At 65.6% G+C, this 23,271-nt stretch carries 23 protein-coding genes and 4 tRNA genes; 15 read left to right on the top strand and 12 right to left on the bottom strand.

The features are described 5' to 3' along the window. Positions 1-57 precede the first annotated feature (57 nt). The 5 genes from trpB (at position 58) to ACUCV3_RS25345 (ending at position 4,854) form a co-directional block, all read left to right on the top strand. Positions 58-1,311, top strand: coding sequence for a tryptophan synthase subunit beta (gene trpB, locus ACUCV3_RS25365; protein ID WP_125999762.1), 1,254 nt, complete (start codon positions 58-60; stop codon positions 1,309-1,311). Between the two features lie 2 nt (positions 1,312-1,313). Then, positions 1,314-2,132 (top strand): tryptophan synthase subunit alpha, encoded by an 819-nt coding sequence (trpA, locus tag ACUCV3_RS25360; protein WP_482241331.1) that lies wholly within the window; start codon positions 1,314-1,316, stop codon positions 2,130-2,132. Next, positions 2,129-2,977: an acetyl-CoA carboxylase, carboxyltransferase subunit beta gene (gene accD, locus ACUCV3_RS25355; protein ID WP_004207658.1), complete on the top strand. Its 849-nt coding sequence runs from the start codon at positions 2,129-2,131 to the stop codon at positions 2,975-2,977. Before trpA ends, accD begins: the two co-directional genes overlap by 4 nt. Positions 2,978-3,010: 33 nt before the next feature. Next, the gene (locus ACUCV3_RS25350) at positions 3,011-4,345 is read left to right on the top strand and encodes a bifunctional folylpolyglutamate synthase/dihydrofolate synthase (RefSeq protein WP_482241330.1); all 1,335 of its coding nucleotides are present in this window, start codon (positions 3,011-3,013) and stop codon (positions 4,343-4,345) included. 68 nt (positions 4,346-4,413) lie between these two features. Beyond that, positions 4,414-4,854 carry a DUF6628 family protein gene (locus ACUCV3_RS25345; protein WP_279731500.1) on the top strand — a complete coding sequence of 147 codons (441 nt, stop codon included), beginning with the start codon at positions 4,414-4,416 and terminating at the stop codon, positions 4,852-4,854. On the opposite strand, the gene ACUCV3_RS25340 is transcribed toward ACUCV3_RS25345, so the two are convergent. From ACUCV3_RS25340 to ACUCV3_RS25330, 3 genes are all read right to left on the bottom strand, one after another. Further along, entirely contained in the window at positions 4,851-5,606 is a 756-nt protein-coding gene (locus tag ACUCV3_RS25340) for a tetratricopeptide repeat protein (RefSeq protein ID WP_122129516.1), read from the bottom strand. The genes ACUCV3_RS25345 and ACUCV3_RS25340 overlap by 4 nt on opposite strands. 39 nt (positions 5,607-5,645) lie before the next feature. Beyond that, on the bottom strand, positions 5,646-6,980 hold the full coding sequence (locus ACUCV3_RS25335; RefSeq protein ID WP_037513151.1) for an AmpG family muropeptide MFS transporter: 1,335 nt from the start codon (positions 6,978-6,980) through the stop codon (positions 5,646-5,648). Positions 6,981-7,079: 99 nt separating this feature from the next. Next, complete coding sequence (locus ACUCV3_RS25330; protein ID WP_037521738.1) at positions 7,080-7,562, bottom strand: response regulator; 483 nt, start codon at positions 7,560-7,562, stop codon at positions 7,080-7,082. Positions 7,563-7,736: 174 nt separating this feature from the next. Between ACUCV3_RS25330 and ACUCV3_RS25325 the strand changes: the two genes are divergently transcribed. Further along, positions 7,737-9,125, top strand: coding sequence for a pseudouridine synthase (locus tag ACUCV3_RS25325; protein ID WP_482241329.1), 1,389 nt, complete (start codon positions 7,737-7,739; stop codon positions 9,123-9,125). After that, entirely contained in the window at positions 9,122-9,676 is a 555-nt protein-coding gene (rsmD, locus tag ACUCV3_RS25320; RefSeq protein WP_004207665.1) for a 16S rRNA (guanine(966)-N(2))-methyltransferase RsmD, read from the top strand. The genes ACUCV3_RS25325 and rsmD overlap by 4 nt, the downstream gene beginning before the upstream one ends. Positions 9,677-9,691: 15 nt before the next feature. Here the strand turns inward: rsmD and ACUCV3_RS25315 are convergent, their stop codons facing one another. After that, on the bottom strand, positions 9,692-10,138 hold the full coding sequence (locus ACUCV3_RS25315) for a globin domain-containing protein (RefSeq protein WP_279731474.1): 447 nt from the start codon (positions 10,136-10,138) through the stop codon (positions 9,692-9,694). Positions 10,139-10,245: 107 nt separating this feature from the next. Here ACUCV3_RS25315 and ACUCV3_RS25310 point away from each other — a divergent pair, with 107 nt between their 5' ends. Further along, positions 10,246-10,740, top strand: coding sequence for an Rrf2 family transcriptional regulator (locus ACUCV3_RS25310; RefSeq protein WP_279731472.1), 495 nt, complete (start codon positions 10,246-10,248; stop codon positions 10,738-10,740). Here ACUCV3_RS25310 and ACUCV3_RS25305 read toward each other — a convergent pair. Both ACUCV3_RS25305 and ACUCV3_RS25300 read right to left on the bottom strand, forming a co-directional pair. Continuing rightward, positions 10,697-11,038: a hypothetical protein gene (locus tag ACUCV3_RS25305; protein ID WP_010336087.1), complete on the bottom strand. Its 342-nt coding sequence runs from the start codon at positions 11,036-11,038 to the stop codon at positions 10,697-10,699. The two genes, ACUCV3_RS25310 and ACUCV3_RS25305, sit on opposite strands and share 44 nt — an antisense overlap. Positions 11,039-11,146: 108 nt before the next feature. Next, the gene (locus ACUCV3_RS25300) at positions 11,147-11,542 is read right to left on the bottom strand and encodes a GFA family protein (protein ID WP_279731479.1); all 396 of its coding nucleotides are present in this window, start codon (positions 11,540-11,542) and stop codon (positions 11,147-11,149) included. Positions 11,543-11,655: 113 nt separating this feature from the next. Between ACUCV3_RS25300 and ACUCV3_RS25295 the strand changes: the two genes are divergently transcribed. Next, a complete protein-coding gene (locus ACUCV3_RS25295; RefSeq protein ID WP_482241328.1) occupies positions 11,656-13,932 on the top strand; it encodes an ATP-dependent helicase in 2,277 nt (758 codons plus the stop codon). Between the two features lie 391 nt (positions 13,933-14,323). Here the strand turns inward: ACUCV3_RS25295 and ACUCV3_RS25290 are convergent. The 4 genes from ACUCV3_RS25290 to ACUCV3_RS25275 all read right to left on the bottom strand — a co-directional run bounded on the left by ACUCV3_RS25290 (position 14,324) and on the right by ACUCV3_RS25275 (position 15,121). Continuing rightward, a tRNA-Ala gene (locus tag ACUCV3_RS25290) sits at positions 14,324-14,399 on the bottom strand. 71 nt (positions 14,400-14,470) lie between these two features. Further along, positions 14,471-14,546, bottom strand: a tRNA-Ala gene (locus ACUCV3_RS25285). A gap of 72 nt (positions 14,547-14,618) precedes the next feature. Then, a tRNA-Ala gene (locus ACUCV3_RS25280) sits at positions 14,619-14,694 on the bottom strand. An 88-nt stretch (positions 14,695-14,782) separates the two neighbouring features. Then, on the bottom strand, positions 14,783-15,121 hold the full coding sequence (locus ACUCV3_RS25275) for a TIGR02300 family protein (protein WP_279731470.1): 339 nt from the start codon (positions 15,119-15,121) through the stop codon (positions 14,783-14,785). A 176-nt stretch (positions 15,122-15,297) separates the two neighbouring features. Here ACUCV3_RS25275 and aroA point away from each other — a divergent pair, with 176 nt between their 5' ends. From aroA to ACUCV3_RS25250, 5 genes are all read left to right on the top strand, one after another. Next, the gene (gene aroA, locus ACUCV3_RS25270; RefSeq protein ID WP_432215169.1) at positions 15,298-16,608 is read left to right on the top strand and encodes a 3-phosphoshikimate 1-carboxyvinyltransferase; all 1,311 of its coding nucleotides are present in this window, start codon (positions 15,298-15,300) and stop codon (positions 16,606-16,608) included. After that, positions 16,605-17,234, top strand: coding sequence for a (d)CMP kinase (cmk, locus tag ACUCV3_RS25265; protein ID WP_279731467.1), 630 nt, complete (start codon positions 16,605-16,607; stop codon positions 17,232-17,234). Before aroA ends, cmk begins: the two co-directional genes overlap by 4 nt. A 175-nt stretch (positions 17,235-17,409) precedes the next feature. After that, positions 17,410-19,122 carry a 30S ribosomal protein S1 gene (gene rpsA, locus ACUCV3_RS25260; RefSeq protein ID WP_004207674.1) on the top strand — a complete coding sequence of 571 codons (1,713 nt, stop codon included), beginning with the start codon at positions 17,410-17,412 and terminating at the stop codon, positions 19,120-19,122. Positions 19,123-19,303: 181 nt separating this feature from the next. Continuing rightward, entirely contained in the window at positions 19,304-19,594 is a 291-nt protein-coding gene (locus ACUCV3_RS25255) for an integration host factor subunit beta (protein ID WP_004207675.1), read from the top strand. A gap of 47 nt (positions 19,595-19,641) precedes the next feature. Further along, positions 19,642-19,727, top strand: a tRNA-Leu gene (locus ACUCV3_RS25250). An 18-nt stretch (positions 19,728-19,745) separates the two neighbouring features. Here ACUCV3_RS25250 and ACUCV3_RS25245 read toward each other — a convergent pair. After that, positions 19,746-20,045 (bottom strand): hypothetical protein, encoded by a 300-nt coding sequence (locus tag ACUCV3_RS25245; protein ID WP_099233156.1) that lies wholly within the window; start codon positions 20,043-20,045, stop codon positions 19,746-19,748. 186 nt (positions 20,046-20,231) lie between these two features. On the opposite strand from ACUCV3_RS25245, the gene ACUCV3_RS25240 reads away from it, so the two are divergent. Next, on the top strand, positions 20,232-22,016 hold the full coding sequence (locus ACUCV3_RS25240; RefSeq protein ID WP_037521748.1) for a cation:proton antiporter domain-containing protein: 1,785 nt from the start codon (positions 20,232-20,234) through the stop codon (positions 22,014-22,016). Positions 22,017-22,275: 259 nt separating this feature from the next. Here the strand turns inward: ACUCV3_RS25240 and ACUCV3_RS25235 are convergent, their stop codons facing one another. Next, positions 22,276-23,217, bottom strand: coding sequence for a glutaminase (locus ACUCV3_RS25235; RefSeq protein ID WP_279731460.1), 942 nt, complete (start codon positions 23,215-23,217; stop codon positions 22,276-22,278). Between the last annotated feature and the right edge of the window lie 54 nt (positions 23,218-23,271).

Raw genomic sequence — 23,271 nt, 5'->3', positions numbered from 1 at the left:
GCTGATCGCTTCCTGACCACAAGCGAACGCCCATCATTTGTCCCCGGAAAGATATTCATGACCGACACCATCACCCTGCCCAACAGCCTCCCCAATAGCCTGAGGACTCAGCCGGACGATAATGGCCATTTCGGCGCCTTTGGCGGCCGCTATGTCGCCGAAACGCTGATGCCACTGATCCTGGAGCTGGAAAAGGTCTACAAGGCGGCCAAGGCCGATCCCGAATTTCACGCCGAATATGCCGAGCTGCTGCGCTCCTATGTCGGCCGCCCCAACCCGCTTTATTATGCCGAGCGGCTGACCGAAGCCCTGCGCGCAAAAGCGGAACCGGGCAAGGGCGCCAAAATCTACCTCAAGCGCGAGGAACTCAACCACACCGGCGCGCACAAGATCAACAATTGCATCGGGCAGGCGCTGCTCGCCCGCCGCATGGGCAAGAAGAAGGTCATCGCCGAGACCGGCGCGGGCCAGCACGGCGTCGCCACCGCGACCGTCGCCGCCCTGTTCGGCATGGAATGCAAGATCTTCATGGGCGCCAAGGATGTCGAGCGGCAGAAGCCCAACGTCTTCCGCATGAAGCTGCTCGGCGCCGAGGTGATCCCGGTCCATTCCGGTTCCTCGACGCTCAAGGACTCGATGAACGACGCCCTGCGCTACTGGGTGTCGAACGTTCATGACACCTTCTACATCATCGGCACCGCCGCCGGTCCGCACCCCTATCCGGAGTTGGTGCGCGATTTTCAGTCGATCATCGGCAAGGAAATCCGCTCGCAGATCATGGAGGCTGAAGGTCGCCTGCCCGACATGCTGATCGCCCCGGTGGGTGGCGGTTCCAACGCCATCGGCATGTTCCATCCCTTCCTCGACGATCCCGAAGTCGCGATGATCGGCGTGGAAGCGGCCGGCGAAGGCCTCGACAAGAAGCATGCCGCCTCGCTGGCGGGCGGCGCATCGGGCATCCTGCACGGCAACCGCACCTATCTGCTCCAGGACGAGGACGGCCAGATCACCGAAGCCCACAGCATTTCGGCTGGCCTCGACTATCCCGGCATCGGCCCGGAACATAGCTGGCTGCACGAGATCGGCCGGGTGAAATATCTGCCGATCAAGGATGACGAGGCGCTGGAAAGCTTCCAGACCCTCTCGCGCCTCGAAGGCATCATCCCCGCGCTCGAATCCGCCCATGCCGTGGCCGCCGCCGAACAGGTCGCGCCGACGCTGGACGCGGACAAGATCATCGTCGTCAATCTGTCGGGCCGGGGGGACAAGGATATCTTCACCGTCGCCGACGCGCTGGGAGTGGAGATGTGAGCATGACCGACCGTCTCGCCACCCGCTTCGCCGCCTGCAAGGCACAGGGCCGCGCCGCGCTCATCACCTTTGTGACCGCCGGTGACCCGGACGTCGCCTCGACCCCTGCCATCCTCGATGCGCTGGTCGCGGGCGGCGCCGACATCATCGAACTGGGCATGCCCTTCACCGATCCGATGGCCGACGGCCCGGCGATCGAACTGGCAAACCTGCGCAGCCTCGGCTCGGGCACCAAGACCAAGGACGTCTTTACCCTGGCCGCTGCTTTCCGCACGCGCCACCCGGAAACGCCGCTGATCCTGATGGGCTATGCCAATCCGATGCTGGCGCGCGGGTCCGACTGGTTCGCCGACCAGTGCCAGGCCGCCGGTGTCGACGGCGTGATCTGCGTCGATATCCCGCCGGAGGAAGATGCCGAACTCGGCCCCGCCCTGCGCGCCGTCGGCGTCCATCTCGTCCGCCTTGCGACCCCGACCACGGACGCCGCCCGCCTGCCCACCGTGCTGAACGGCGCCAGCGGCTTCCTCTACCATGTCGCCGTCGCCGGCATCACCGGCAAGCAGCAGGCGGCACAGGCCAATATCGAAATGGCGGTCGATCGGCTGAAGGCCGCCACTGACCTGCCGATCGCGGTCGGCTTCGGCGTGCGCACGCCCGAACAGGCGGCCGCCATCGGCCGCGTCGCCGATGGCGTGGTGGTCGGCTCGGCGATCGTCGACATCGTCGGCTCGCACGGCGATGCCGCCGGCTCCTTCGTCCAGGAATTCGTCGCGTCGCTCAGCGGCGCCCTCACCACTTCTATCCGGGAGACCGCAGCATGAGCTGGATCAACCGCGTTCGTAACGCCCTGCCCTTCACCAAGAAGGAAACCACCGCCGAAACGCTCTGGCATCAGTGCCCGTCGTGCAAGGAAATGGTCTTCATCAAGGAATGGGAGGAAAATCTCTCGGTCTGCCCGCGCTGCGACCATCATGGCCGCATCGGCCCGTCGGAGCGGTTCGAGCAGATCCTCGACGCCGGCTTCATCCTGCTGCCGACGCCCGGCGTGCCGGAAGATCCGCTCAAGTTCCGGGATAGCAAGCGCTATCCGGACCGGATCAAGGCCGCCCGCGCCTCGACCGGAGACCAGGACGCGCTCATCAACGCGCGCGGCGCGATCGACGATGTGCCGCTGGTCATGGGCGTGCAGAATTTCGCCTTCATGGGCGGCTCCATGGGCATGGGCGTGGGCGCGGCCTTCATCCAGGGCATCAATGACGCGATCGCGCATAAATGCCCCTATGTCATCTTCACCGCCGCCGGCGGCGCACGCATGCAGGAAGGCATCCTGTCGCTGATGCAGATGCCGCGCTCCACCGTGGCGATCCAGAAGCTGCATGCGGCCGGCCTGCCCTATATCGTCGTGCTGACCGATCCGACCACCGGCGGCGTCACCGCCAGCTACGCGATGCTGGGCGATATCCAGATTTCGGAGCCCAATGCCCTGATCGGCTTCGCCGGCCAGCGCGTCATCGAAAGCACGATCCGCGAAAAGCTGCCCGAAGGCTTCCAGCGCGCCGAATATCTGCTCGACCATGGCATGCTCGACATGGTGGTCCATCGCAGCGAACTGCGCGACACGCTGGCCCGCGTGATCGGCTATCTGACGCCGCGCGCCGCCGCCTGAACCTCAAAAGCGCGATAGGGGGATCAGCGCGCCATGGCCGACCATGCCGTTTCGGACGACCCTCAGGTCCAGGCCCAGCTTGACCGGCTCTGGTCGCTGTCCCCCGGCGCCGACATATTGGGACTGGAGCGGATCAGCCGGCTGCTGGAGCGGCTGGACGATCCGCACCATCGCCTGCCGCCGGTCTTCCATGTCGCCGGCACCAACGGCAAGGGGTCGACCTGCGCCTTCCTGCGCGCCGCGCTGGAGGCGGACGGCAAGACCGTCCATGTCTTCACCTCGCCCCATCTGGTCCGCTTCAATGAGCGCATCCGCATCGCCGGCAAGCTGATCGACGATGCCATGCTCGCCGCCTATCTCGCCCGTGTGCTGGATGTGGCAGAAGGGATCGGCGCCAGCTTCTTCGAGGTGACGACCGCCGCCGCCTTCCTCGCCTTTGCCGAACATGATGCCGACGCCTGCATCATAGAGGTCGGCCTTGGCGGGCGGCTCGACGCCACCAACGTCATCGTCGATCCGGTCGTCTGCGGCATCGCCCAGCTCGGCATCGATCATCAGGCCGTCCTGGGCGACACGCTGCCCGTCATCGCCGCGGAAAAAGCCGGCATCGCCAAGCCCGGCGCGGCGCTGGTGACGCAGCGTTATGACGCCGCCCTCGCCCCGGTGATGCAGGACGCCGCCGATCGCGCCGGCACCCTATGGCTCGCCATGGGCACCGCCTGGGACGCGGCCGTGTATCGCGACCGGGTCCATTATCGCGACGAACAGGGCCATGTCGACGTGCCAATGCCACGCCTGCCCGGCGCGCATCAGGTCCAGAATGTCGCCCTCGCCATCGCCATGCTCCGCCATCAGCAGGCCGTGCCGGTCAGCGAGGCGGCGCTGAAGGCCGCACCGCTCTGGGCGCACTGGCCCGCCCGGCTGCAACGGCTGGAGCGCGGTCCGCTGCTCGCGGCCCTGCCCGATGCGGCGGAAGCCTGGCTCGACGGCGGCCATAATGAAGCCGCCGGCCAGGCGATCAGCGCCTTCTTCACCGCCGACCGGTTGCACAGCCGCCAGATCCAGCTCGTCATCGGCATGCTCGCCAACAAGGATATGGACGCCTATCTCGCCCCGTTCGGCGGCCGCATCGCCCATATCCATGCGCTGCCGGTGCCGGGACATGATCATCATCCGCCCGAACGTTTCGCCGCCGTCGCCGCCCGCTGGGGCATAGGCTGCACCGCCCATGACGGGCCGCAAGCGGCGATCGCCGCCATCGCGCAGGATGCCGCCCAGGCCCAGGATGCGGCACCGATCATCCTGATCGCCGGCTCGCTCTATATGGCCGGAGAGATTTTGCGGTTGAACGGACAATTGCCCGACTGATTTAGACTTGCGAATGCCTCGCAATAGCGTAGCTTGTGTGTCCCCGAGTCACACAAAGGCGCACCCGCATGGCATATGGAGAAAGCTACCCCGTCGAACTGCCCCGGCCCATTCCGGGCGGCTATGGCAATCGGCTGTTCCTGTTCGTCATACGCCGCATGGCGACGGCGGGGGTCAATGATGCCCATGCCGCCAATGCGATGCTGGGCGCCTTCGGCAAAAGCTATCGCCGGCCCCTGGTACTGATGCGCGCGATGATGCTGGAACTGGCGCGCGCCGCCAGCCGCAAGATATTGGTCGCGCCCTGTTGCTGCGCGCGGATGACCGCGGACGAGGCGGCGATCATGCAGGCGGTGGGCGATGCGCTGCGCGATCCGCATACCGCCTTCGACAATGTCTCGGGGCTGCTGGGCAATGACGATGCGCTGGGCGCGCTCACCTGCCTGCAGGCGGTGGCGCAGGCGCATAGCGACCTTGGCCGGCCGCTGGACCTCTACGCCGCCTCTTAAGCCGCCGCCTTCCGCAACTCCGCCAGCCGCTCGCCGGCCCAGCGATACATGTCGGCCTGGGCGGCGCGCTGGGTGCGGTCGAGCCGCCTGGCCCGCTGCTCGACCTCCTCCAATATCTGCCGCGCGCGCAGCCGGTCACCCTGCTCCAGCAGGAAGGCGGCATAATGGCAGCGAGCCTCCTCACCGGCATATCGGCTCATCACATCCTCGAACAGCAGACGCGCCTGCGCATCCTCGCCGATATCGGCCAGCATCCGCGCCCGCAGCAGCGCGCGCCGATCCCATTCGCTGCCCCGGCCGACCTCGGGCACATCGTCCAACTCCGCCAGCCCCTCGCGGCTGCGCCCCAGTTCGAACAGGGTCTGCGCCAGCTTGACCTGCGTCGTCGCATCCTGCCCCGGTCCCAGCGCCAGCCCCTTGCGATAGGCCGCCTCCGCCTCGGCAAAGCGGCCCAGGTCCAGCAGCGCATCGCCCAGCGCAATCCGGTTGGCGGCGGTCTCCGCAAGGTCCAGATCAGCCCGCGCCTTGCGCAGACCGCGTTCGGGATCAACCTTGCCGACCACCTGGCTGCGCGCGGTGCGCAGATGGCGATTGCCCCAATAGGCCGGCAGCACCTCCAGCATCAGATAGGCAAAGCAGCCCGCCAGCGAGAAAAGGAAGATGAACAGCATCCAGATCTGGTTGCGGCCGTTGCGCACGACATCGACCGCACAGATGATCTGGATACAGATGGACGCGACGAGGAAGATCATGCGATGCAAAAGTCCTGATTGTTCGACCTATTCGTCACCTCAGTCGTCCGTCGTGCTGGGCTGACGAACGCTGTCCACGACAAAGCCCTTATGCCAGATCAGCCAGAGCAACAGCATGCCGGGCAATGCCGCGACGACCGTCGTCAGCCAGAATCCGACCCATCCTACATTCTCAGCGATGATCCCTGCCGGCGCAGCCAGCCAAGTGCGACCTACAGCAGCGAACGATGACAATAATGCGAATTGGGTTGCGGTGTAGGCAAGGCTGGAAAGGCCGGACAAATAGGTGACGAACACCGTCAAACCGATACCACTCGTCACCTGCTCCGTCGCCACCGCTATGGTCAGCCACAAATTCGAATGGCCATGCATCGCAACGATGACGAACGTCAAATTGCTGAGCATCATCATCAGCCCCGATATAAACAGGGCGCGCCCCATGCCGAGCCATGCGATGAAAGGCGCAGCCAAGGCCGTGCCGACGATCAGGCCCCAGAAGCCGACGACCTTGTTGATGGCGATAAACTCAGCATCGGTGAACCCAAGATCGACGATCATCGGGTTGAGCATGCCCTGCCCCATCGCATCGCCTATTTTGTAGAGCAGCACGAACAGCAGGATCAGAACCGATCCCTTGCGCCCCAGAAACTCGATGAAGGGATTGAGCACCGTTTCCTTTAGCCATGCGCCGAACCGCTTCCCGGCCATTTCCCCATGGCGATCAACATAAGTGCCCGGCCCAGCCCAGAGGGCCCCCAGCGCACCGGGCAGCACCAGCAAGGCGGTCAGGCCATATGCAAGCGGCCAGCCAAGGCCGAGTCCTGTCTGCGGTGAATAGAGGAAGATCGTCCCGACCCCGGAGAAGAAGGCGCCAAGCCGATAGCCGAACTGGTTCGTCGCCGTGCCATAAGGCATCTCTTCATCGCTCAATATCTCGATGCGATAGGCATCGATCACGATATCCTGCGTCGCGCCTAGGAAGGAGACGAGGATCGCGCAAAAGGCGAAATAGCCAAGATGATTGGCAGGATCGCTGCTCCCCAGCATCCAGATTGCGCCGAACAGCAGCAACTGAATGAAAAACAGCCAAGCGCGCCGCTGACCGAAAAGCCGCGTGAGGATCGGAAGCGGGAGCTTATCGACCAACGGCGCCCAGAGCCATTTGAGCGTATAGGGTGTCGTCAGGCCGATAGCGAAACCGATCGTAGACTTCTGGATACCCACTTTGGATAGCCAATAGCCCATCGTGCCAAGCAGCAGCATAAGCGGAAACCCGCTCGATATGCCGATCAACAAGGCCACGAACGGCATTTTCCCGAAATAGGGACGCATGACATCCCGCCAGTTCCGTTTACCCTCGGCGATATCTGTCACACATATTCCCCGCGCCCGTTCATTACGGGCGCCACCATATGAGCAAATGCAGCAGAGGCAAGCGGCACGGCCGCCTGCCTGCCCCGGATCAGCCCGGCGTCAGGCGATCTCGGCGAACAGCTTCATGCCGCGCGGCTTGCGTGGTGGCGCGCGACCGGCCAGCACCGCATCGACCACCGCGATCGCCGCCAACAGGTCGCGCGGGGCGAAGGGCTTGGCGAGACAGCCGACCGCCAGCGATCGCGCATCGGCGGGACAGGCACCGGTGACGAACAGCACCGGCAATTGGCGCGCATGGGCATGACGCGCGACCTCTATGCCGCAGCGCCCACCGCGCAGATTGATGTCGGTAACGACCAGATCGACCGTTCCCATATCGATCACGCGGGCAGCATGGGTGTGGCTATCGACGGTGGCGGCGATGCGATAGCCCGCCTGGGAAAGGATATGCTCATGATCGAAGGCGACGAGCGGTTCATCCTCCACCACCAGCACGCTGCGGATGGCGTTCCGCGGCGCACCTGCTCCGTCTCTCGCCCCGTCCCTGGCGGTGTCGTCCCCTCTGATTCGCCCGAAAAACATTTGCTGTCCTGCCCCGTTTCCGCCATGCAACCGACCAACGCCGCGCCCCGGCGCCGGGTTGCGCCCGGCCGGGGCTTTGCCGTTCACATGAACGGCGCTATGGCACCGTTCATCATATTGCACATGCCGCCCTGATATGGGGATGGCCACCCGTCACGAAAAGGAATGCATCAAGTGGAACCGCCAAAAAAATCTGGTCCGCCGCGCCGGTCAGGTCCGGGCGGTCCCAAGCGTCCCTCCGGTCCCGGATCGCGTGGCGGCGCCGATCGCGGCACTGGCCGTGGCCCGGCCCGGTCGGACGCCCGATCGGACGGTCGCAACGAAGGTCGTTCGGACCGCCCCGCGCGCGGCCCGCGCCCTGACCGCAATGGTCCCGGCGAGGCCCGTGGCAATCGCTTCGGCGACGGTCGTGGTGAACGTAGCGAAGGTCGCGGCGCTCGCTCCGATCGCAGCGCTTCGGGCGAAGGCCGTGGCGGTCGCTTTGCCGGAAACCGCGAAGAAGGCCGTGGCGACCGCCCGGCCCGTGGCCGCCCCGACCGCGCCGCCCAGCCGGATCGCGCCGAACGCCCCGCCCGCAGCGGTCGCCCGACCGAAGGCAAGCGCCCCGAGCGCGCGGCCGCTGGAGATCGTCCCGCGCGCGCGCCCTTTGGCGAGCGCGCCGCCCGCCCCGCTTTTGGTGACCGCCCGGCTCGCCCGCGCCCCGAAGGCCGCACTGAAGGTCGTATGGGCGGCACATCCTATCCGCCGCGCCGTCCCGGCAGCAAGAAGCCGGCTGCGCCCCATGTCGCCAACCCGCACCCGGCCCGTGCCGCCGCGGAAACCAGCGGCAAGGGCGAACCCCAGCGCATCGCCAAGCTGCTCGCCCGCGCCGGCATCGCCTCGCGCCGCGAGATCGAGCGCATGATCGAGGAAGGCCGTATCGCCAGGGACGGCGTCACGATCGACACCCCCGCGACGCTGCTGACCTCGCTCCATGGCGTGACCGTCGACGGCGATCCGGTCGCCGCGCCCGCCCCCGCACGCCTGTTCCTGTTCCACAAGCCGACCGGCTTCCTCACCACCGAGCGCGATCCCGCCGGTCGCCCGACCATCTACGACATCCTGCCCGACGACCTGCCGCGGCTGATGCCGATCGGCCGGCTCGACATGAATACCGAGGGGCTGTTGCTGCTCACCACCGACGGCGAGTTCAAGCGCGAGATGGAATTGCCCTCGACCGGCGTGCCGCGCACCTATCGCGCCCGCGCCTTTGGCGAGGTCAGCCAGCAGCAGCTGGAGGATCTGTTCGACGGCATCGAGATTGACGGCATCCAATATGGTCCGATCGAGGCCAATCTGGAACGACGCACCGGCCGCAACCAGTGGATCGAAATGACCCTGACCGAGGGCAAGAACCGCGAAGTGCGCCGCGTGCTCGAACATTTCGAGCTCAAGGTCAATCGCCTGATCCGCACCAGCTACGGCCCGTTCGAACTGGGTGAACTCGCCGGCGGCGCGGTCGAGGAAGTGCGCCAGCATGACCTGGTCGCCTTCCGCAGCAGCCTGAAGAAAGCACAGAAATGAGGATCATCTCGGGCCAATGGCGCGGCCGTCCGCTGGTCGCGCCCAAGGGCGACGCCACCCGTCCCACCGGCGACCGCACCCGCGAGACGCTCTTCTCGATGCTGGCGAGCCGGCTGGGATCGTTCGAGGGCCTCGCCGTGGGCGACTTCTTCGCCGGCTCGGGCGCGCTCGGCTTTGAAGCCCTGTCGCGCGGTGCCGGCTCCTGCCTGTTCGTCGAGCAGGACAAGGCGGCGATCGACGCGATCCGCGCCAATGGCGACAAGCTCGGCCTGCGCCCGGACATCCGCCAGACCAGCGTGCTGTCGCTCGGCCCGACGAAGACGCCGCTCGACCTCATCTTCATGGACCCGCCCTATGACACCGGCGCGGGCCAGGTCGCACTCGACAAGCTGGCGCGCCTGGGCTGGACCAGCCCGGCGACCTGGATCAGCATCGAAACCGACCGGCGCGAAGACGTCGCGGTCAAGGGCTTCATCGTCGACGCCGTGCGCGACGTCGGCAAGGCGCGCCTCACCCTGCTCCGCGCAGAAGATAGCGCGCCTGCCGCGTAACGATCAGGCGAGATATCAGGCGGCCTCTGCGTAGGCCGCCTGTTCCTTGCCGATCAGGATATCGGCCAGAAAGCCATAGGCTTCCGCCCAGGCGGCCAGCACCTCATCCGTCGCCACCTCTTCGCCCAGCACTTCGCGGATCGCGGGCAGCAACGCGGCCGCTACCTTGGGGTAATGGTCCGGCTGCACGCCGGTATCGACATGGCGCTGCACCATGCGCGCGATCGCGCCGTCCAGCGCCTGCAACTTGTCGACATTCTCGGCAAAGCCCAGGATCGCCGCCGCCAGCCGGCGCGGCTGCTCGCCGCTGGCCTGCGCCGCCTGGTCAAACATGTCCTTGATCGACGCATCCTCAAACAGCCGCGCATACATGCGGGTGGTGATCTCGACGCCATGGCGGCGCAGCGCCGGGCCGGTCGCCTTCACGATGGCGATGGTTTCGGGGGACAGGGTTTCGCGCATGACAGGCTCCTTATCGGGGATTCGATAAGGTTCATTTAATATGCATCTTTTAAGATGTAAATTGAATATATGTTTATGACACTCTGCCCGCAGGATAGGAGGGCGCGATGCAATTGACCCGCCACACCGATTATGCGCTGCGCGTGCTGATCCATCTCGCCGCCGTGCCGGGTGGACGGGCGACGATCCCGGAAATTGCCGATGCCTATGGCCTGTCGCGCAATCATCTGATGAAGGTGGTGCATGGCCTGGGCCAGGGTGGCTTCATCCGCACCCAGCGCGGCCGCGGCGGCGGCTTTACCCTTGCAGCCGATCCTGCCGATATCCGCATCGGCGCGGTCGTACGCCATAGCGAGCCGGACATGGCGATGGCCGATTGCGCGTCCTGCGCGATCCGCCCGGCCTGCGGCCTTTCAGGCATATTGGCCCAAGCGGTCGGTGCTTTCCTGACGGTGCTGGACGGCTATAGCCTGGCCGACGCGGCGCGCGACCGGACCGGCCTCGCAGCGCTCATCGCCGCCCTGCCCGGCCCGGCATCGACCGACCCCAAACCGGATCTCAGCCCGGCCTGCGCATCCTCTTCTTCGCCTCGCCCGGATTGACGCAACCGTCCTGCACGCCCTTGCCGCAGACCGGATAGGCCTTCGCCTCGGTCGGCGGCGGCGTCATGTTGCCGCCTACCGTCACCGGGTTGGCCGCCGTGCCCACCGGCGCGGCGGGATCGCGCGGCACGTCCGCAGGCGCCGGCACCATGCCCGTCTCGGCCGGCACCGCGCCGGTCGGCTGCGCCGCATTGGGATCCTGGTTCTGGGCCGGCGGCGACATCGCCTGCGCCCCGGCCTGACCGGGCAGCGCTGCCATCGACAAAGCGGCAAAGCCGGCGATCATGATGATCTTCATCGGGTTGGTCCTTCTACTCCTTGCCCCGAGCAAGGGAGAAACCGGCCGCCCCACCTCCCTGTTCCGCGTCAGCGACGAACCGTGTCGCCGCTGACGCCGGCCGCACGCTCAGTCCGACGGGTATCGATCGAACCGGGGCAGATCATGCGCCGCCGCCATCCACGGCGCCGCCTCGGCATATTGGACATGCACCGCCGGCGGAAAGGCGCTCTGGTCGTCCAGCGTCGCGCTCTGAATGTCGATCATGCCGGGAAACACCGTCGGGTTGGTGTAGAACAGCCCGGTGCCGCAGGTGCCGCAGAAATGGCGGGTCGCATTATCCGACGATTGGTAGGTGACCGGATCACCCTCTATCGTCACCTTGTCATGCGGGAACAGCGCCCAGCCGACCATCGGCGCACCCGCGCTCATCCGGCAATCGCTGCAATGGCACAGCGCGCTGTAAACCGGCTCGCCCTCCGCCGCATAATGGATCGCCCCGCACTGGCACCGCCCCGTCACCATCATCTTGCTCCATTCGCATCTTGCGTGATTCCCTTTTTGTTCTCATAGATTGCGTCCCGCTGCAAGGCCATCCGCCCTTGCCCCCGCAACCGCCCATCCCTAGTTGATCGCCCATGACCGTGCCTGCCCCCTCTCCCAATGACCCGCCCTATCTGAAGGGCCTCAACGAACCGCAGCGCGAAGCTGTGCTGACTACGGAGGGGCCGGTGCTGGTGCTGGCCGGCGCGGGCACGGGCAAGACCGCAGCGCTCACCGCCCGCCTCGCCCATCTGGTCGCGACCCAGCGCGCCTGGCCCTCGGAAATCCTGGCCGTGACCTTCACCAACAAGGCGGCACGGGAAATGCGCGAGCGCGTCGGCCGGATGATCGGCCCGGCGGTCGAGGGCATGCCCTGGCTTGGCACCTTCCACGCGATCGCCGCCAAGATGCTGCGCCGCCATGCCGAACTGGTGGGCCTTCAGTCCAATTTCACCATCCTCGACACCGACGACCAGTTGCGCCTGATGAAGCAGCTGATCCAGGCCGAGGGGATTGACGAGAAGCGCTGGCCCGCCCGCCAGCTCGCCGGCCTCATCGACCAGTGGAAGAACAAGGGCCTCACGCCGGAGGAAGTCGGTGCCGGTGAGGCGGAGGGCTATGCCCATGGCAAGGGGCAGAAACTCTATGCCGCCTACCAGGCTCGTTTGCGCGAGGTGAATGCCTGCGATTTCGGTGACTTGCTGCTCCACTCTCTCACCATCTTGAAGCGCCACCGCGACGTGCTGGAACAATATCAGCAGCGCTTCAAATATATCATGGTGGACGAATATCAGGACACCAACTCCAGCCAATATCTCTGGCTGCGACTGCTCGCCCAGACTCGCAAGAATATCTGCTGCGTCGGCGACGATGACCAGTCCATCTATTCATGGCGTGGCGCAGAAGTCGCCAATATCCTACGGTTCGAAAAGGATTTTCCGGGCGCCGCGATCGTCCGTCTGGAACAGAATTACCGCTCCACCCCGCATATCCTGGGCGCCGCATCCGGGGTAATCGCGGAAAATGGCAATCGCCTCGGCAAGACATTGTGGACCGACATCGACGTCGGCGAAAAGGTGCGCGTGCTCGGCGTGTGGGATGGGCCGGAGGAAGCCCGCCGCGTCGGCGACGAGATCGAGGCGATCGCTCGCGCCGGCGGCTCGCTGGATGAGGTCGCGATCCTCGTCCGCGCCCAGCACCAGACCCGCGAATTCGAAGACCGTTTCATCCAGATCGGCCTGCCCTATCGCATCGTCGGCGGCTTCCGCTTCTATGAGCGCGCCGAAATCCGCGACGCGCTCGCCTATCTGCGCCTCGTCAACCAGCCGGCAGACGACCTGGCCTTCGAACGCATCGTCAACGTGCCGAAGCGCGGCCTGGGCGACAAGGCGGTCGAGAAGCTGCACCGGCTGGCGCGCGCGGAGGGCATTCCGCTCGCCCTCGCCGCCGCGCGCATCCTCGACACCGACGAACTGACACCCCAGGCGCGCCGTTCGCTCGGCGCCTTCATCGGCGATCTCGCCCGCTGGCGCGATCGCGCCGCACAACTGCCCCATGCCGAACTGGCGCGCCAGATCCTGGACGAAAGCGGCTATACCGCCACGCTCCAGGCCGAACGCTCGACCGAGAGCGCCGGGCGCCTCGAAAATCTGAGCGAACTTACCCGCGCGATGGAGGAATATGAGACGCTGGGCGCCTTCCTCGAACATGTCAGCCTGGTCATGGACAATGAGGCGCAACAGGATGAGCAGAAGCTCACCATCATGACCATCCACGCCGCCAAGGGTCTGGAATTCGACAATGTCTTCCTTGCCGGCTGGGAAGAAGGCATCTTCCCTTCGCAGCGCGCGCTCGACGAAGGCGGGCTCAACAGCCTGGAGGAGGAACGGCGCCTCGCCTATGTGGCGATCACCCGCGCGCGCAAGCGCTGCACCATCCTCCACGCCGCCAACCGCCGCATCTATGGCCAGTGGACCAGCTCCATCCCTTCCCGCTTCGTCGGCGAATTGCCGCCCGAACATGTGGATGAGGAAAGCAGCATGTCCGGCGGCGCCTCGCTCTGGCGCGCCAACTGGTCGGAACGGGACGATCCCTTCGCCAATGTCGCGCGCGGTTCATCGCGCGGCCCCGGCTGGCAGCGCGCCCAGAGCAGCGGCCAGTTCAGCCGCGAGCCCGTGCGAATCGTCGAAGCCCGCACCTCCGCCGTATCGCTCGGCAACAAGGGCCGCGACGATGTGTCCGTCGGCCAGCGTGTCTTCCACCAGAAATTCGGCTATGGCACGATTGCCGCGATCGAGGGCAACAAGCTGGAAATCGACTTCGAAACCGCCGGCCGCAAGCGGGTGATGGACAGCTTCGTCACGCTGGCCTGAACGGCGTTGCCCTGTCCTCATTCGCAAAGGCGGGAATGGCCCAAAAGGGTGGAAACAAGACATAGCCCCTCCCTTCCAGGGAGGGGTTGGGGTGGGTTGCGAGCGTAGCGAGCTTCTGCCCTATCGACCGTAGACCGCCGCTACGCGGCGCACCCACCCCCGGCCCCTCCCTGGAAGGGAGGGGAGTAGGAAACGTCTGCTTCTGGTCGCTTCCAGACCATCCTCCCCTGCAAGGGGAGTTCAAGGGAGACCCGTGTCTCCCTTGAACTGGCCGTAGGCCAGACGGAGGGGGGCCCCCTCTCGATACGACACCGCAGCCAGCCCGACCGAATCCGAAGGCCATCAACGCAATCCCATGGGGCGCGTGTGCATGATGCTATGTGAAGAAAAATGGTGGAGCCTAGCGGGATCGAACCGCTGACCTCCTGCATGCCATGCAGGCGCTCTCCCAGCTGAGCTAAGGCCCCATCCTGATACGGCGCAAGCCGCGTCCCGATGGATCAGACCATGTCCGGCACAAGCCGTCGGCCGAAAAAATTGGTGGAGCCTAGCGGGATCGAACCGCTGACCTCCTGCATGCCATGCAGGCGCTCTCCCAGCTGAGCTAAGGCCCCATCCTGATACGGCGCGAACCGCGTCCCGAATGGATCAAACCATGTCCGGCACAAGCCGTCGGCCGAAAAAATTGGTGGAGCCTAGCGGGATCGAACCGCTGACCTCCTGCATGCCATGCAGGCGCTCTCCCAGCTGAGCTAAGGCCCCGTACCATCTTGAGGCGCCGTTGGGTCCGGCGCCTCGGAGGTCGCTGCCTCTAGGATCAGGCGATCCCGTTGGCAAGCAGAATTTTCACTTAATTGTTGTCGTCGTCGTCATCGTTGCCGGCATCGACGCCCAGGTCGTCATCACCGCCCAGATCGACGTCATTATCCGGCGAATCGCCGTCATCATCGACGTCCAGATCGATGTCCAGATCATCGTCCGCCGTCTCCAGCTCGCCATCGGCCGTTTCCACGACCTTCTTGGGCGCGGCCTCTTCATAGGGCAGCGGCTGCTTCGACTTCAGCACCGGTTCGGGCTCCCAGGCGGCGCCGCAGTTGATGCAGGTCACCGGGTCGTCCTTGCCCAGGTCATAGAAGCGAGTCGCGCATTTCGGGCAGGTCCGCTTCGTGCCCCATTCAGCCTTCACCATGTCCGGCCTGTTCCTTCTTCGATGCTCAAACAGAAATCACGCGGCGCGACGGAAGTCGGCCACGAAACGTCGGGCGCCTTGCCATAGCGAAACCGCGCTGTCAAAAGCCGGGCGCATTTTTTCGGTTCCAAGATGATGGATACCCCGTGACCAGCCATAATGACCAACCCAGCCCGATGACCTTCACCGCCGCCCCTGCCCTGTCCGGCAGCGTCGCGGTTCCGGGCGACAAGAGCATTTCCCACCGTTCGCTGATGCTGTCCGCCCTGGCCGTGGGCGAAAGCCGGGTCGAAGGCCTGCTGGAGGGCGAGGATGTGCTGGCCACCGCGGCCGCGATGCGCGCGATGGGCGCCGACATCCAGCGCGACGATGACGGCATCTGGCATATTCATGGCGTCGGCGTCGGCGGCCTGCTCCAGCCGCAGGAAGCGCTCGACATGGGCAATAGCGGCACCTCGACCCGCCTGCTGATGGGCCTGGTCGCCAGCCATGGCATCACCGCCACCTTCGTGGGCGACGCGTCCCTCAGCAAGCGCCCGATGGCGCGCGTCACCGAGCCGCTCTCCCGCGTCGGCGCCAGCTTCACCACCAGTCCCGGCGATCGCTTGCCGCTGACCATGACCGGCGCCTGCCCGGCCGTGCCGCTCGACTACACCCTGCCGGTCGCCTCGGCCCAGGTGAAGTCGGCGATCCTGCTCGCCGGCCTCAACACGCCCGGCATTACCCGCGTGGTCGAGCCGATCCCGACCCGCGACCATAGCGAACGCATGCTCAAGGGCTTCGGCGCCGACCTTGAGGTCGAGGTCCAGGCCGACGGCACCCGCATCATCACGCTCAAGGGCGAGGCCGAACTCAAGCCGCAGAATATCGTCGTGCCCGGCGACCCCTCGTCGGCCGCCTTCCCGATGGTCGCGGCGCTGCTGGTGCCGGGATCGCAGGTGACGATCGCCAATGTCGGCCTCAACGCCACCCGCGCCGGCCTGATCGACCTGCTGCGCGAAATGGGCGGATCGATCGAGATCATCAACGCCCGCGAAGTCGGCGGCGAGCCGGTCGGCGACCTGGTCGTCACCGCCTCTGCCCTGAACGGCGTCGAGCCCGACCCCGCCCGCGCGCCCAGCATGATCGACGAATATCCCGTCGCCTTCGTCGCGGCAGCCTTTGCGCATGGCCGCAGCATCTTCCGCGGCCTCGACGAACTGCGCGTCAAGGAATCGGACCGCATCGCCACCATGGCCACCGGCCTGCGTGCGATCGGCGTCACGGTCGAGGAACTGGAGGACGGCATCATCATCGAGGGCAGCGGCGGCCAGCCTTTGCCCGGCGGCGGCCCGATCGCCACCAGGCTCGATCACCGCATCGCCATGAGCTTCGCGGTCGCCGGCCTGGCCTCTCGCGATGGCGTCACCATCGACGACATGCGCCCGGTCGCGACCAGCTTCCCGACCTTCACCACCCTGCTCCAGACGCTGGGAGCCATCGCATGATCATCGCCGTCGATGGCCCCGCCGCATCGGGCAAGGGCACGATCGCCAAGGCGCTGGGCCGCCACTACAACCTGCCGGTGCTCGACACCGGCCTGCTCTACCGCGCGGTCGGCTTGTCCGTGCTGAAAAAGGGCGGCGACCCGGATCATCAGGCCGACGCGCTGGCCGCCTGCGCCTTCGACGACGCCATCCTGGCCGATCCGGCGCTGCGCAGCGAAGCAGTTGGCAGCCTCGCCTCGCGTGTGTCGGTGCATCAGAGCGTGCGCGACGCACTGGTCCAGCGCCAGCGCGACTTCGCCACCCAGCCGGGCGGCGCCATCCTCGACGGGCGCGACATCGGCACCGTCATCGCGCCGGACGCCGATGCCAAGATCTTCGTCACCGCCAGCGTCCATGTCCGCGCCGAACGCCGCTTCAAGGATGCTGAGGCCCATGGCGGCGAGCCCGACATGGACAGCCTGATCGCCGACATCCAGGCCCGCGACACCCGCGACATGAGCCGCGACCATGCCCCGCTCAAGGTGGCCGACGGCGCCGACTTGCTAGATACCAGCAATTTGACTATAGACGCCGCCGTCCAGCGGGCCATCGCGCTTGTGGACGCCCAGCTTGAAGGTCGCCCGTAAGCGTGTGACCCGATAAGGCGCGCGGAAATTCCGGGCGCCCTTTTCGCTTTTCCAGGCTTGGCGTTCCAACGCCCAACCCCTTGGATACGCAGGCGGTATTCGGCCGCATGCGTGGTTTGGCCAAAGACCATCGGACACAACCGATTGGCCAGCAATGATGAGTGAAGGACCAACCATGGCCTCTACGGCATTCCCCTCGCGCGACGATTTCGCCGCGCTTCTCAATGATTCTCTCGGTGGCGAAGACGGCGGCTTTGAAGGCCGCGTCGTAAAGGGCACCGTCACCGGCATCGAAAACGACATGGCGCTGATCGACGTCGGCCTGAAGTCGGAAGGCCGCGTACCGCTGCGCGAGTTCGCCGCTCCCGGCCAGAAGGCTGACCTCAAGGTCGGCGACGAAGTCGAAGTCTATGTCGACCGCGTCGAAAACGCCCATGGCGAAGCCATGCTGTCGCGCGACCGCGCTCGCCGCGAAGCCGCCTGGGACAAGCTCGAAGCCGAGTTCACCGAAAGCGCCCGCGTCGAAGGCGTCATCTTCGGCCGCGTCAAGGGTGGCTTCACCGTCGACCTCGACGGCGCCGTCGCCTTCCTGCCCGGCTCGCAGGTCGACATCCGCCCGGTTCGCGACGTCACCCCGCTCATGGACATCCCGCAGCCCTTCCAGATCCTCAAGATGGATCGCCGTCGTGGCAACATCGTCGTGTCGCGTCGCGCCATCCTGGAAGAAACCCGCGCCGAACAGCGCTCGGGCCTGATCCAGACCCTGGCCGAAGGCCAGATCATCGAAGGCGTCGTCAAGAACATCACCGACTATGGTGCGTTCGTTGACCTGGGCGGCATCGATGGCCTGCTGCACGTCACCGACCTGTCGTACAAGCGCATCAACCACCCGAACGAGATGATCAACATCGGCGACACCGTCCGTGTCCAGATCATCCGCATCAACCGCGAAACCCAGCGCATCAGCCTCGGCATGAAGCAGCTGGAAAATGATCCGTGGGAAGGCGCCGCCGCCAAGTACCCGGTCGGTGCGAAGCTGTCGGGCCGCGTCACGAACATCACCGAATATGGTGCGTTCGTCGAACTGGAGCCGGGCATCGAAGGCCTGGTCCATGTTTCGGAAATGTCCTGGACCAAGAAGAACGTCCACCCCGGCAAGATCGTTTCGACGAGCCAGGAAGTGGAAGTCATCGTTCTCGAAGTCGATCCCGAGAAGCGCCGCATCTCGCTCGGCCTCAAGCAGGCCCAGTCGAACCCGTGGGATTCGTTCGCAGAACGTCACCCGATCGGCTCGACCGTCGAAGGCGAAGTCAAGAACGCGACCGAATTCGGCCTGTTCATCGGCCTGGACGGCGACGTCGACGGCATGGTCCACATGTCGGACATCGCCTGGGGCATTTCGGGCGAAGACGCGCTGGCGCTGCACCGCAAGGGCGAGACGGTTCAGGCCGTCGTTCTCGACATCGACGTCGAGAAGGAGCGCATCAGCCTCGGCATGAAGCAGCTTGAGCGTGGCGGTCCGGCCGCCGGCGGCACCACCGCCGCTGCTGCTGGCCTGAACAAGAACGCGATCGTCACCGTGACCGTTCTGGAAGTTCGCGACGGCGGCCTGGAAGTCCAGGCTGGCGAAGATGGCGCCACCGGCTTCATCAAGCGCAGCGACCTGGGCCGCGACCGCGACGAACAGCGTTCGGAACGCTTCCAGATCGGTCAGAAGTTCGACGCCATGGTGACCGGTTTCGACCGCGCCAAGAAGCCGACCTTCTCGGTCAAGGCGATGCAGATTGCCGAAGAAAAGCAGGCTGTTGCACAGTATGGCTCGTCGGACAGCGGCGCGTCGCTGGGCGACATCCTGGGCGAAGCGCTCAAGGCCAAGAACGAAGGCTAATCCCTTCCTTCCTGCCAACAGGCAAAGAAAAGCCCGCCGGAACCCATGTTCCGGCGGGCTTTTTCATGCCCGCCCGCTACTTCCTTGCCCTATCGAAACGATTTCGTTGCTCCCCGATTGTCAACAGCTTTCCAATTGTTTATAAATGTCGGCAGGGGAAATTAGGGGTGCTGGAGGAACTATGATCCGTTCTGAACTGATCCAGAAACTCGGCGAAGAAAATCCGGGCCTCAGCCTGCAGGAAGTGGAAAGGATCGTCGATCTTTTCTTCCGCGAGATTGTCGATCGCCTGTCGAGTGGCGGCCGGGTCGAACTGCGCGGCTTCGGCGCCTTCACCACCCGAGCCCGCGATGCCCGCACCGGCCGCAACCCCCGCACTGGCGAACAGGTGCCGGTCTCGGCCAAGCGCGTGCCCTATTTCAAGCCGGGCAAGGAAATGCGCGAACGGCTGAACGGCAAGGCCGCCGACTGATCAGCCCCTTGACCTGCCGCGCCTGAGCCTTCAGGGGAAGGCGCAGCGCGGACGTGGCGAAATCGGTAGACGCAGCGGACTTAAAATCCGCCTCCCCCTGGGAATATGGGTTCAAGTCCCATCGTCCGCACCAGGCGGCTTTTCTCGCCGCTCAGAAATCGGCGCTGATCAGCGCCAGGCGATCGAGCGCCAGCATTTCCCGGCGGGTCGGATGTTCGGGATCGTCGGCGCCCAGCCACAGCCTGACCAGTTGCCCCTCTTCCATCCGTGCCAGTTCGGAAGCAATCTCGACATCGGCGGTGGGGCTCATGCTGCGGCCGCATGCGCGGGCATTGATCTGCGCCGCAAGGGCCGCATTCTTGCCGGCCAGGGCCTGCTCGACCCTTGCCCAGATCAGGATATCCCCGGCACTGATCGGCGCATCTTGCAGCGGCGCAGCCATCATTCCCATCACCATTCGTCCATAGCAAAACCGACCGCCCTTCTAGCGCCGCCGATTTTGCGTCGGGATGTCCGGAAAATTACAGGCCGGTAACGCAAATGTCACATCGCCCCGCGCCCGCCTGTGCCGGCATTTTGCCCGGAATTCTTTTGGCAAAAGGCTGGTATTTCCGTGCGCCACCCGCAATGATGCCTCATGACCGATGCAATCAATCCGCAAAGCTTCAGCGACTCCCTCGTCATTCTGGGCGCAGCGGGATTGGTCATTCCCGGTTTCGCCCGCTTCCGCATCAGTCCCGTCATCGGTTTCATCCTGGTGGGACTTGCCGTCGGTCCGGCAGGACTTGGCTCGCTGGTCGGCCAATATCCCTGGCTCTATCATGTCACCATCTCGAACCGGGCAGCGATTGAGCCATTTGCCGAACTGGGCGTCATATTATTGCTCTTCTCCATAGGTCTGGAACTGAGCTTCCGGCGATTGTGGAGCATGCGCGCGCAGGTGTTCGGCGTCGGCGCGACCGAATTGCTGGGCAGCGCCGCGCTCATTGCCATGGGCCTCTATCTATTGGGACAGCCGACCGCCGGCGCGATCGGCCTCGGCCTTGCCCTTGCCCTGTCCTCCACCGCCGTGGTGCTGCCGATGGTCGGCACCCAGAGCGCGGTCGGCCGCTCCGCCTTCTCGATGCTGCTGTTCGAGGATCTGGCGCTGGTGCCGATCATCTTCATGCTCGGCGCGCTGGCGCCATCGGTCGCGACCAGCCCGGACGCCGCGTGGAACGAACTGGCGACCACCCTGCTCAAGGGCGGCCTCACCATCGCGGTGATGCTGGTCTTCGGCCGCATCTTCCTGCCCCATATCTTCCGTCAGGCGGCGCGCACCAAGAGCCCGGAAGTCTTCCTCGCCGCCAGCCTGCTGGTCGTCATCCTCTCCAGCCTCGCCACCTCGATCGCCGGCCTGTCGCCGATCGTCGGCGCCCTGCTCGCGGGCCTGCTGATCGCGGAGACCGACTATCATGGCGAGGTCGAGGTGATGACCGCGCCGTTCAAGGGGCTGGCGCTCGGCGTCTTCCTCATCACCGTGGGCATGAGCCTCGACCTGCGCGTCATCCTCGCCAACTGGCCCAGCCTGCTGCTGGCCGTGCTGGGCGTCGTCGTCGCCAAGACATTGGTCACCGGCCTGCTTCTCTATTTCTCGGGCGTGCGCAAGGGCGTCGCGCTGGAAGTCGGCGTGCTGATGTCCAGCCCGTCGGAAACCACGCTGATCGTGCTGTCGGCGGCCGCCGCGGCCAAGCTGATCCTGCCCTCCACCGCCGCCTTCTGGCAGATCGTCACCGCCATCGGCCTCACCATCACGCCGCTGCTCGCGCGCTTTGGCCATGACATCGCCCAGCGGCTGGAAAATGCCATTGGCGAGGAACGGGTCGAGAGCGAACCGGACCAGACCGAGGCGGCCGCCGTCGTCATCGGTTTCGGCCGTGTCGGCCAGATGGTCTGCGACCTGCTCAAGACCCATGGCCAGCGCTTCATCGTCGTCGAATCCGATCCCGACGTCGTCGCCGAGGCCCGCCGCCTGGGCTATCCGATCCTCTTCGGTGACGTCGCGCGCGCGGAAATGCTCGACCGCCTGCGCCTCGGCCATGCCCGCGCGCTCATCCTGACGATGGACGATCCGGTCCTGTCGGTGCGCGTCACCAAGCGGGTGCGTGGCTGGGTGCCCGACCTGCCGATCATCGCCCGCGCCCGCGACGCCGATCATGCCGCCCAGCTCTACAAGGCCGGCGCCAGCGACGCCGTGCCCGAAACGCTCGAAAGCTCGCTGCAACTGGCCGAAACCGCGCTGGTCGACCTTGGCGTCGCCATGGGGCCGGTGATCGCGTCGATCCATCAGGCGCGCGAGGATCTGCGCGTCGGCATCAAGGAAGCCGCCCAGCTACAATCCGCCCCCCGCCTGCGCCGCCTGCGCCAGGACGAAGTGCCCTGAGGGCATCAGCCTTTCCTATTGCGCTGATCTCTGTTCTATCCTCCGCGATGAAACGCGCGCACGACATCGCCCCATATCGACCGCAACTGTTGCATCGCTGTCGCCTGGCTGTCGCTTCACTGTCGCATCGAAGGCGCGTGGCCGTGACCCGATTGTCACGTCACTGTCGCGTCGGTGGCGCGTGGCAGGCGCGTTTCCGGTGCAAATGGCCCAAATCCATGCTGACGACACTGTGAACTTCGACTGTCGCGTCGCCGCGTCAGCCCTGATGCACTTCGGGCGGGCTGAACACCGACCAGCCGGTCCGCCGCGCCAGCATCTCCAGCGCTTTGGTGCCCAGCGCACTGTTGCCGCTGGTGTTGAGGCCCGGCGACCAGACTGCGATCGCCGCGCGGCCCGGCACGATCGCCAATATGCCGCCGCCTACGCCCGACTTGCCGGGGATGCCGACGCGGAACGCGAAATCGCCCGATGCATCATAATGGCCACAGGTCAGCATCAGCGCATTGATACGCCGCGCCCGGCTGGGCGACACCACCCGTCCGCCCTCGGGATGGCGTCCGTCGAGCATCAGGTAACGCCCCGCCAGCGCCAGTTGCCGGCAGCTCATCTCGATCGCGCATTGATGGAAATAGCTGCCCAGCACCAGATCGACCGGATGGCGGACATTGTTGAAGGCGCGCATGTAATTGGCCAGCGCCATGTTGCGATAACCGGTCGCCGTTTCCGACGCGGCGACCTCCTCATTGATGCGGATCGCGTCGTCGCCGGCCAGATAGCGGACGAAGCGCAGCATCTCGCCGATCGCCACGCGCGGCTGATGCCCGCCCAGATTGACGTCGGCGACCACGATCGCCCCGGCATTGATGAAGGGATTGCGCGGGATGCCATGTTCCTGCTCCAGCTGGACGATGGAGTTGAAGGCATTGCCCGACGGCTCACGCCCGACCCGGTCCCACAGCTGGTCGCCGACCTTGCCCAGCGCCAGCGTCAGCGCGAACACCTTGGAAATGGACTGGATCGAAAAGCCGGTGTCAGCGTCGCCGCCGGTCAGCAGCCGCCCGTCGGCGGTGGCGATGGCGATCCCGAACTGGCCGGCATCCACCTTCGCCAGTTCGGGGATATAGCTGGCGACCGCGCCCCGCTCCGTCTCTTTGGCCATGGCGGCCACGATATCGTCGATCAACGCTGTCAGATCCATGGCAGCCTCTTAGAGCCTGTTTCAAAAATCGCGAAAGGGCGATTTTTTGGGTAC

The organism is Sphingobium sp. VMM, from assembly GCF_056790315.1.
Note: the sequence above shows the minus strand (reverse complement) of the source record. Positions and strands in the feature narration are given on the sequence as shown.

Bases quoted from the DNA above. Each gene is read 5' to 3' on its own strand.
- ACUCV3_RS25350 (WP_482241330.1), top strand. From the start codon at position 3,011: ATGGCCGACCATGCCGTTTCGGACGACCCTCAGGTCCAGGCCCAGCTT.
- ACUCV3_RS25275 (WP_279731470.1), bottom strand. From the start codon at position 15,121: ATGGTGAAGGCTGAATGGGGCACGAAGCGGACCTGCCCGAAATGCGCG.
- ACUCV3_RS25345 (WP_279731500.1), top strand. From the start codon at position 4,414: ATGGCATATGGAGAAAGCTACCCCGTCGAACTGCCCCGGCCCATTCCG.
- cmk (WP_279731467.1), top strand. From the start codon at position 16,605: ATGATCATCGCCGTCGATGGCCCCGCCGCATCGGGCAAGGGCACGATC.
- ACUCV3_RS25330 (WP_037521738.1), bottom strand. From the start codon at position 7,562: ATGTTTTTCGGGCGAATCAGAGGGGACGACACCGCCAGGGACGGGGCG.
- ACUCV3_RS25310 (WP_279731472.1), top strand. From the start codon at position 10,246: ATGCAATTGACCCGCCACACCGATTATGCGCTGCGCGTGCTGATCCAT.
- rsmD (WP_004207665.1), top strand. From the start codon at position 9,122: ATGAGGATCATCTCGGGCCAATGGCGCGGCCGTCCGCTGGTCGCGCCC.
- ACUCV3_RS25300 (WP_279731479.1), bottom strand. From the start codon at position 11,542: ATGGTGACGGGGCGGTGCCAGTGCGGGGCGATCCATTATGCGGCGGAG.
- ACUCV3_RS25245 (WP_099233156.1), bottom strand. From the start codon at position 20,045: ATGGGAATGATGGCTGCGCCGCTGCAAGATGCGCCGATCAGTGCCGGG.
- rpsA (WP_004207674.1), top strand. From the start codon at position 17,410: ATGGCCTCTACGGCATTCCCCTCGCGCGACGATTTCGCCGCGCTTCTC.
- ACUCV3_RS25235 (WP_279731460.1), bottom strand. From the start codon at position 23,217: ATGGATCTGACAGCGTTGATCGACGATATCGTGGCCGCCATGGCCAAA.
- ACUCV3_RS25305 (WP_010336087.1), bottom strand. From the start codon at position 11,038: ATGAAGATCATCATGATCGCCGGCTTTGCCGCTTTGTCGATGGCAGCG.
- trpA (WP_482241331.1), top strand. From the start codon at position 1,314: ATGACCGACCGTCTCGCCACCCGCTTCGCCGCCTGCAAGGCACAGGGC.
- trpB (WP_125999762.1), top strand. From the start codon at position 58: ATGACCGACACCATCACCCTGCCCAACAGCCTCCCCAATAGCCTGAGG.
- ACUCV3_RS25295 (WP_482241328.1), top strand. From the start codon at position 11,656: ATGACCGTGCCTGCCCCCTCTCCCAATGACCCGCCCTATCTGAAGGGC.
- ACUCV3_RS25315 (WP_279731474.1), bottom strand. From the start codon at position 10,138: ATGCGCGAAACCCTGTCCCCCGAAACCATCGCCATCGTGAAGGCGACC.
- aroA (WP_432215169.1), top strand. From the start codon at position 15,298: ATGACCTTCACCGCCGCCCCTGCCCTGTCCGGCAGCGTCGCGGTTCCG.
- ACUCV3_RS25240 (WP_037521748.1), top strand. From the start codon at position 20,232: ATGACCGATGCAATCAATCCGCAAAGCTTCAGCGACTCCCTCGTCATT.
- accD (WP_004207658.1), top strand. From the start codon at position 2,129: ATGAGCTGGATCAACCGCGTTCGTAACGCCCTGCCCTTCACCAAGAAG.
- ACUCV3_RS25340 (WP_122129516.1), bottom strand. From the start codon at position 5,606: ATGATCTTCCTCGTCGCGTCCATCTGTATCCAGATCATCTGTGCGGTC.
- ACUCV3_RS25255 (WP_004207675.1), top strand. From the start codon at position 19,304: ATGATCCGTTCTGAACTGATCCAGAAACTCGGCGAAGAAAATCCGGGC.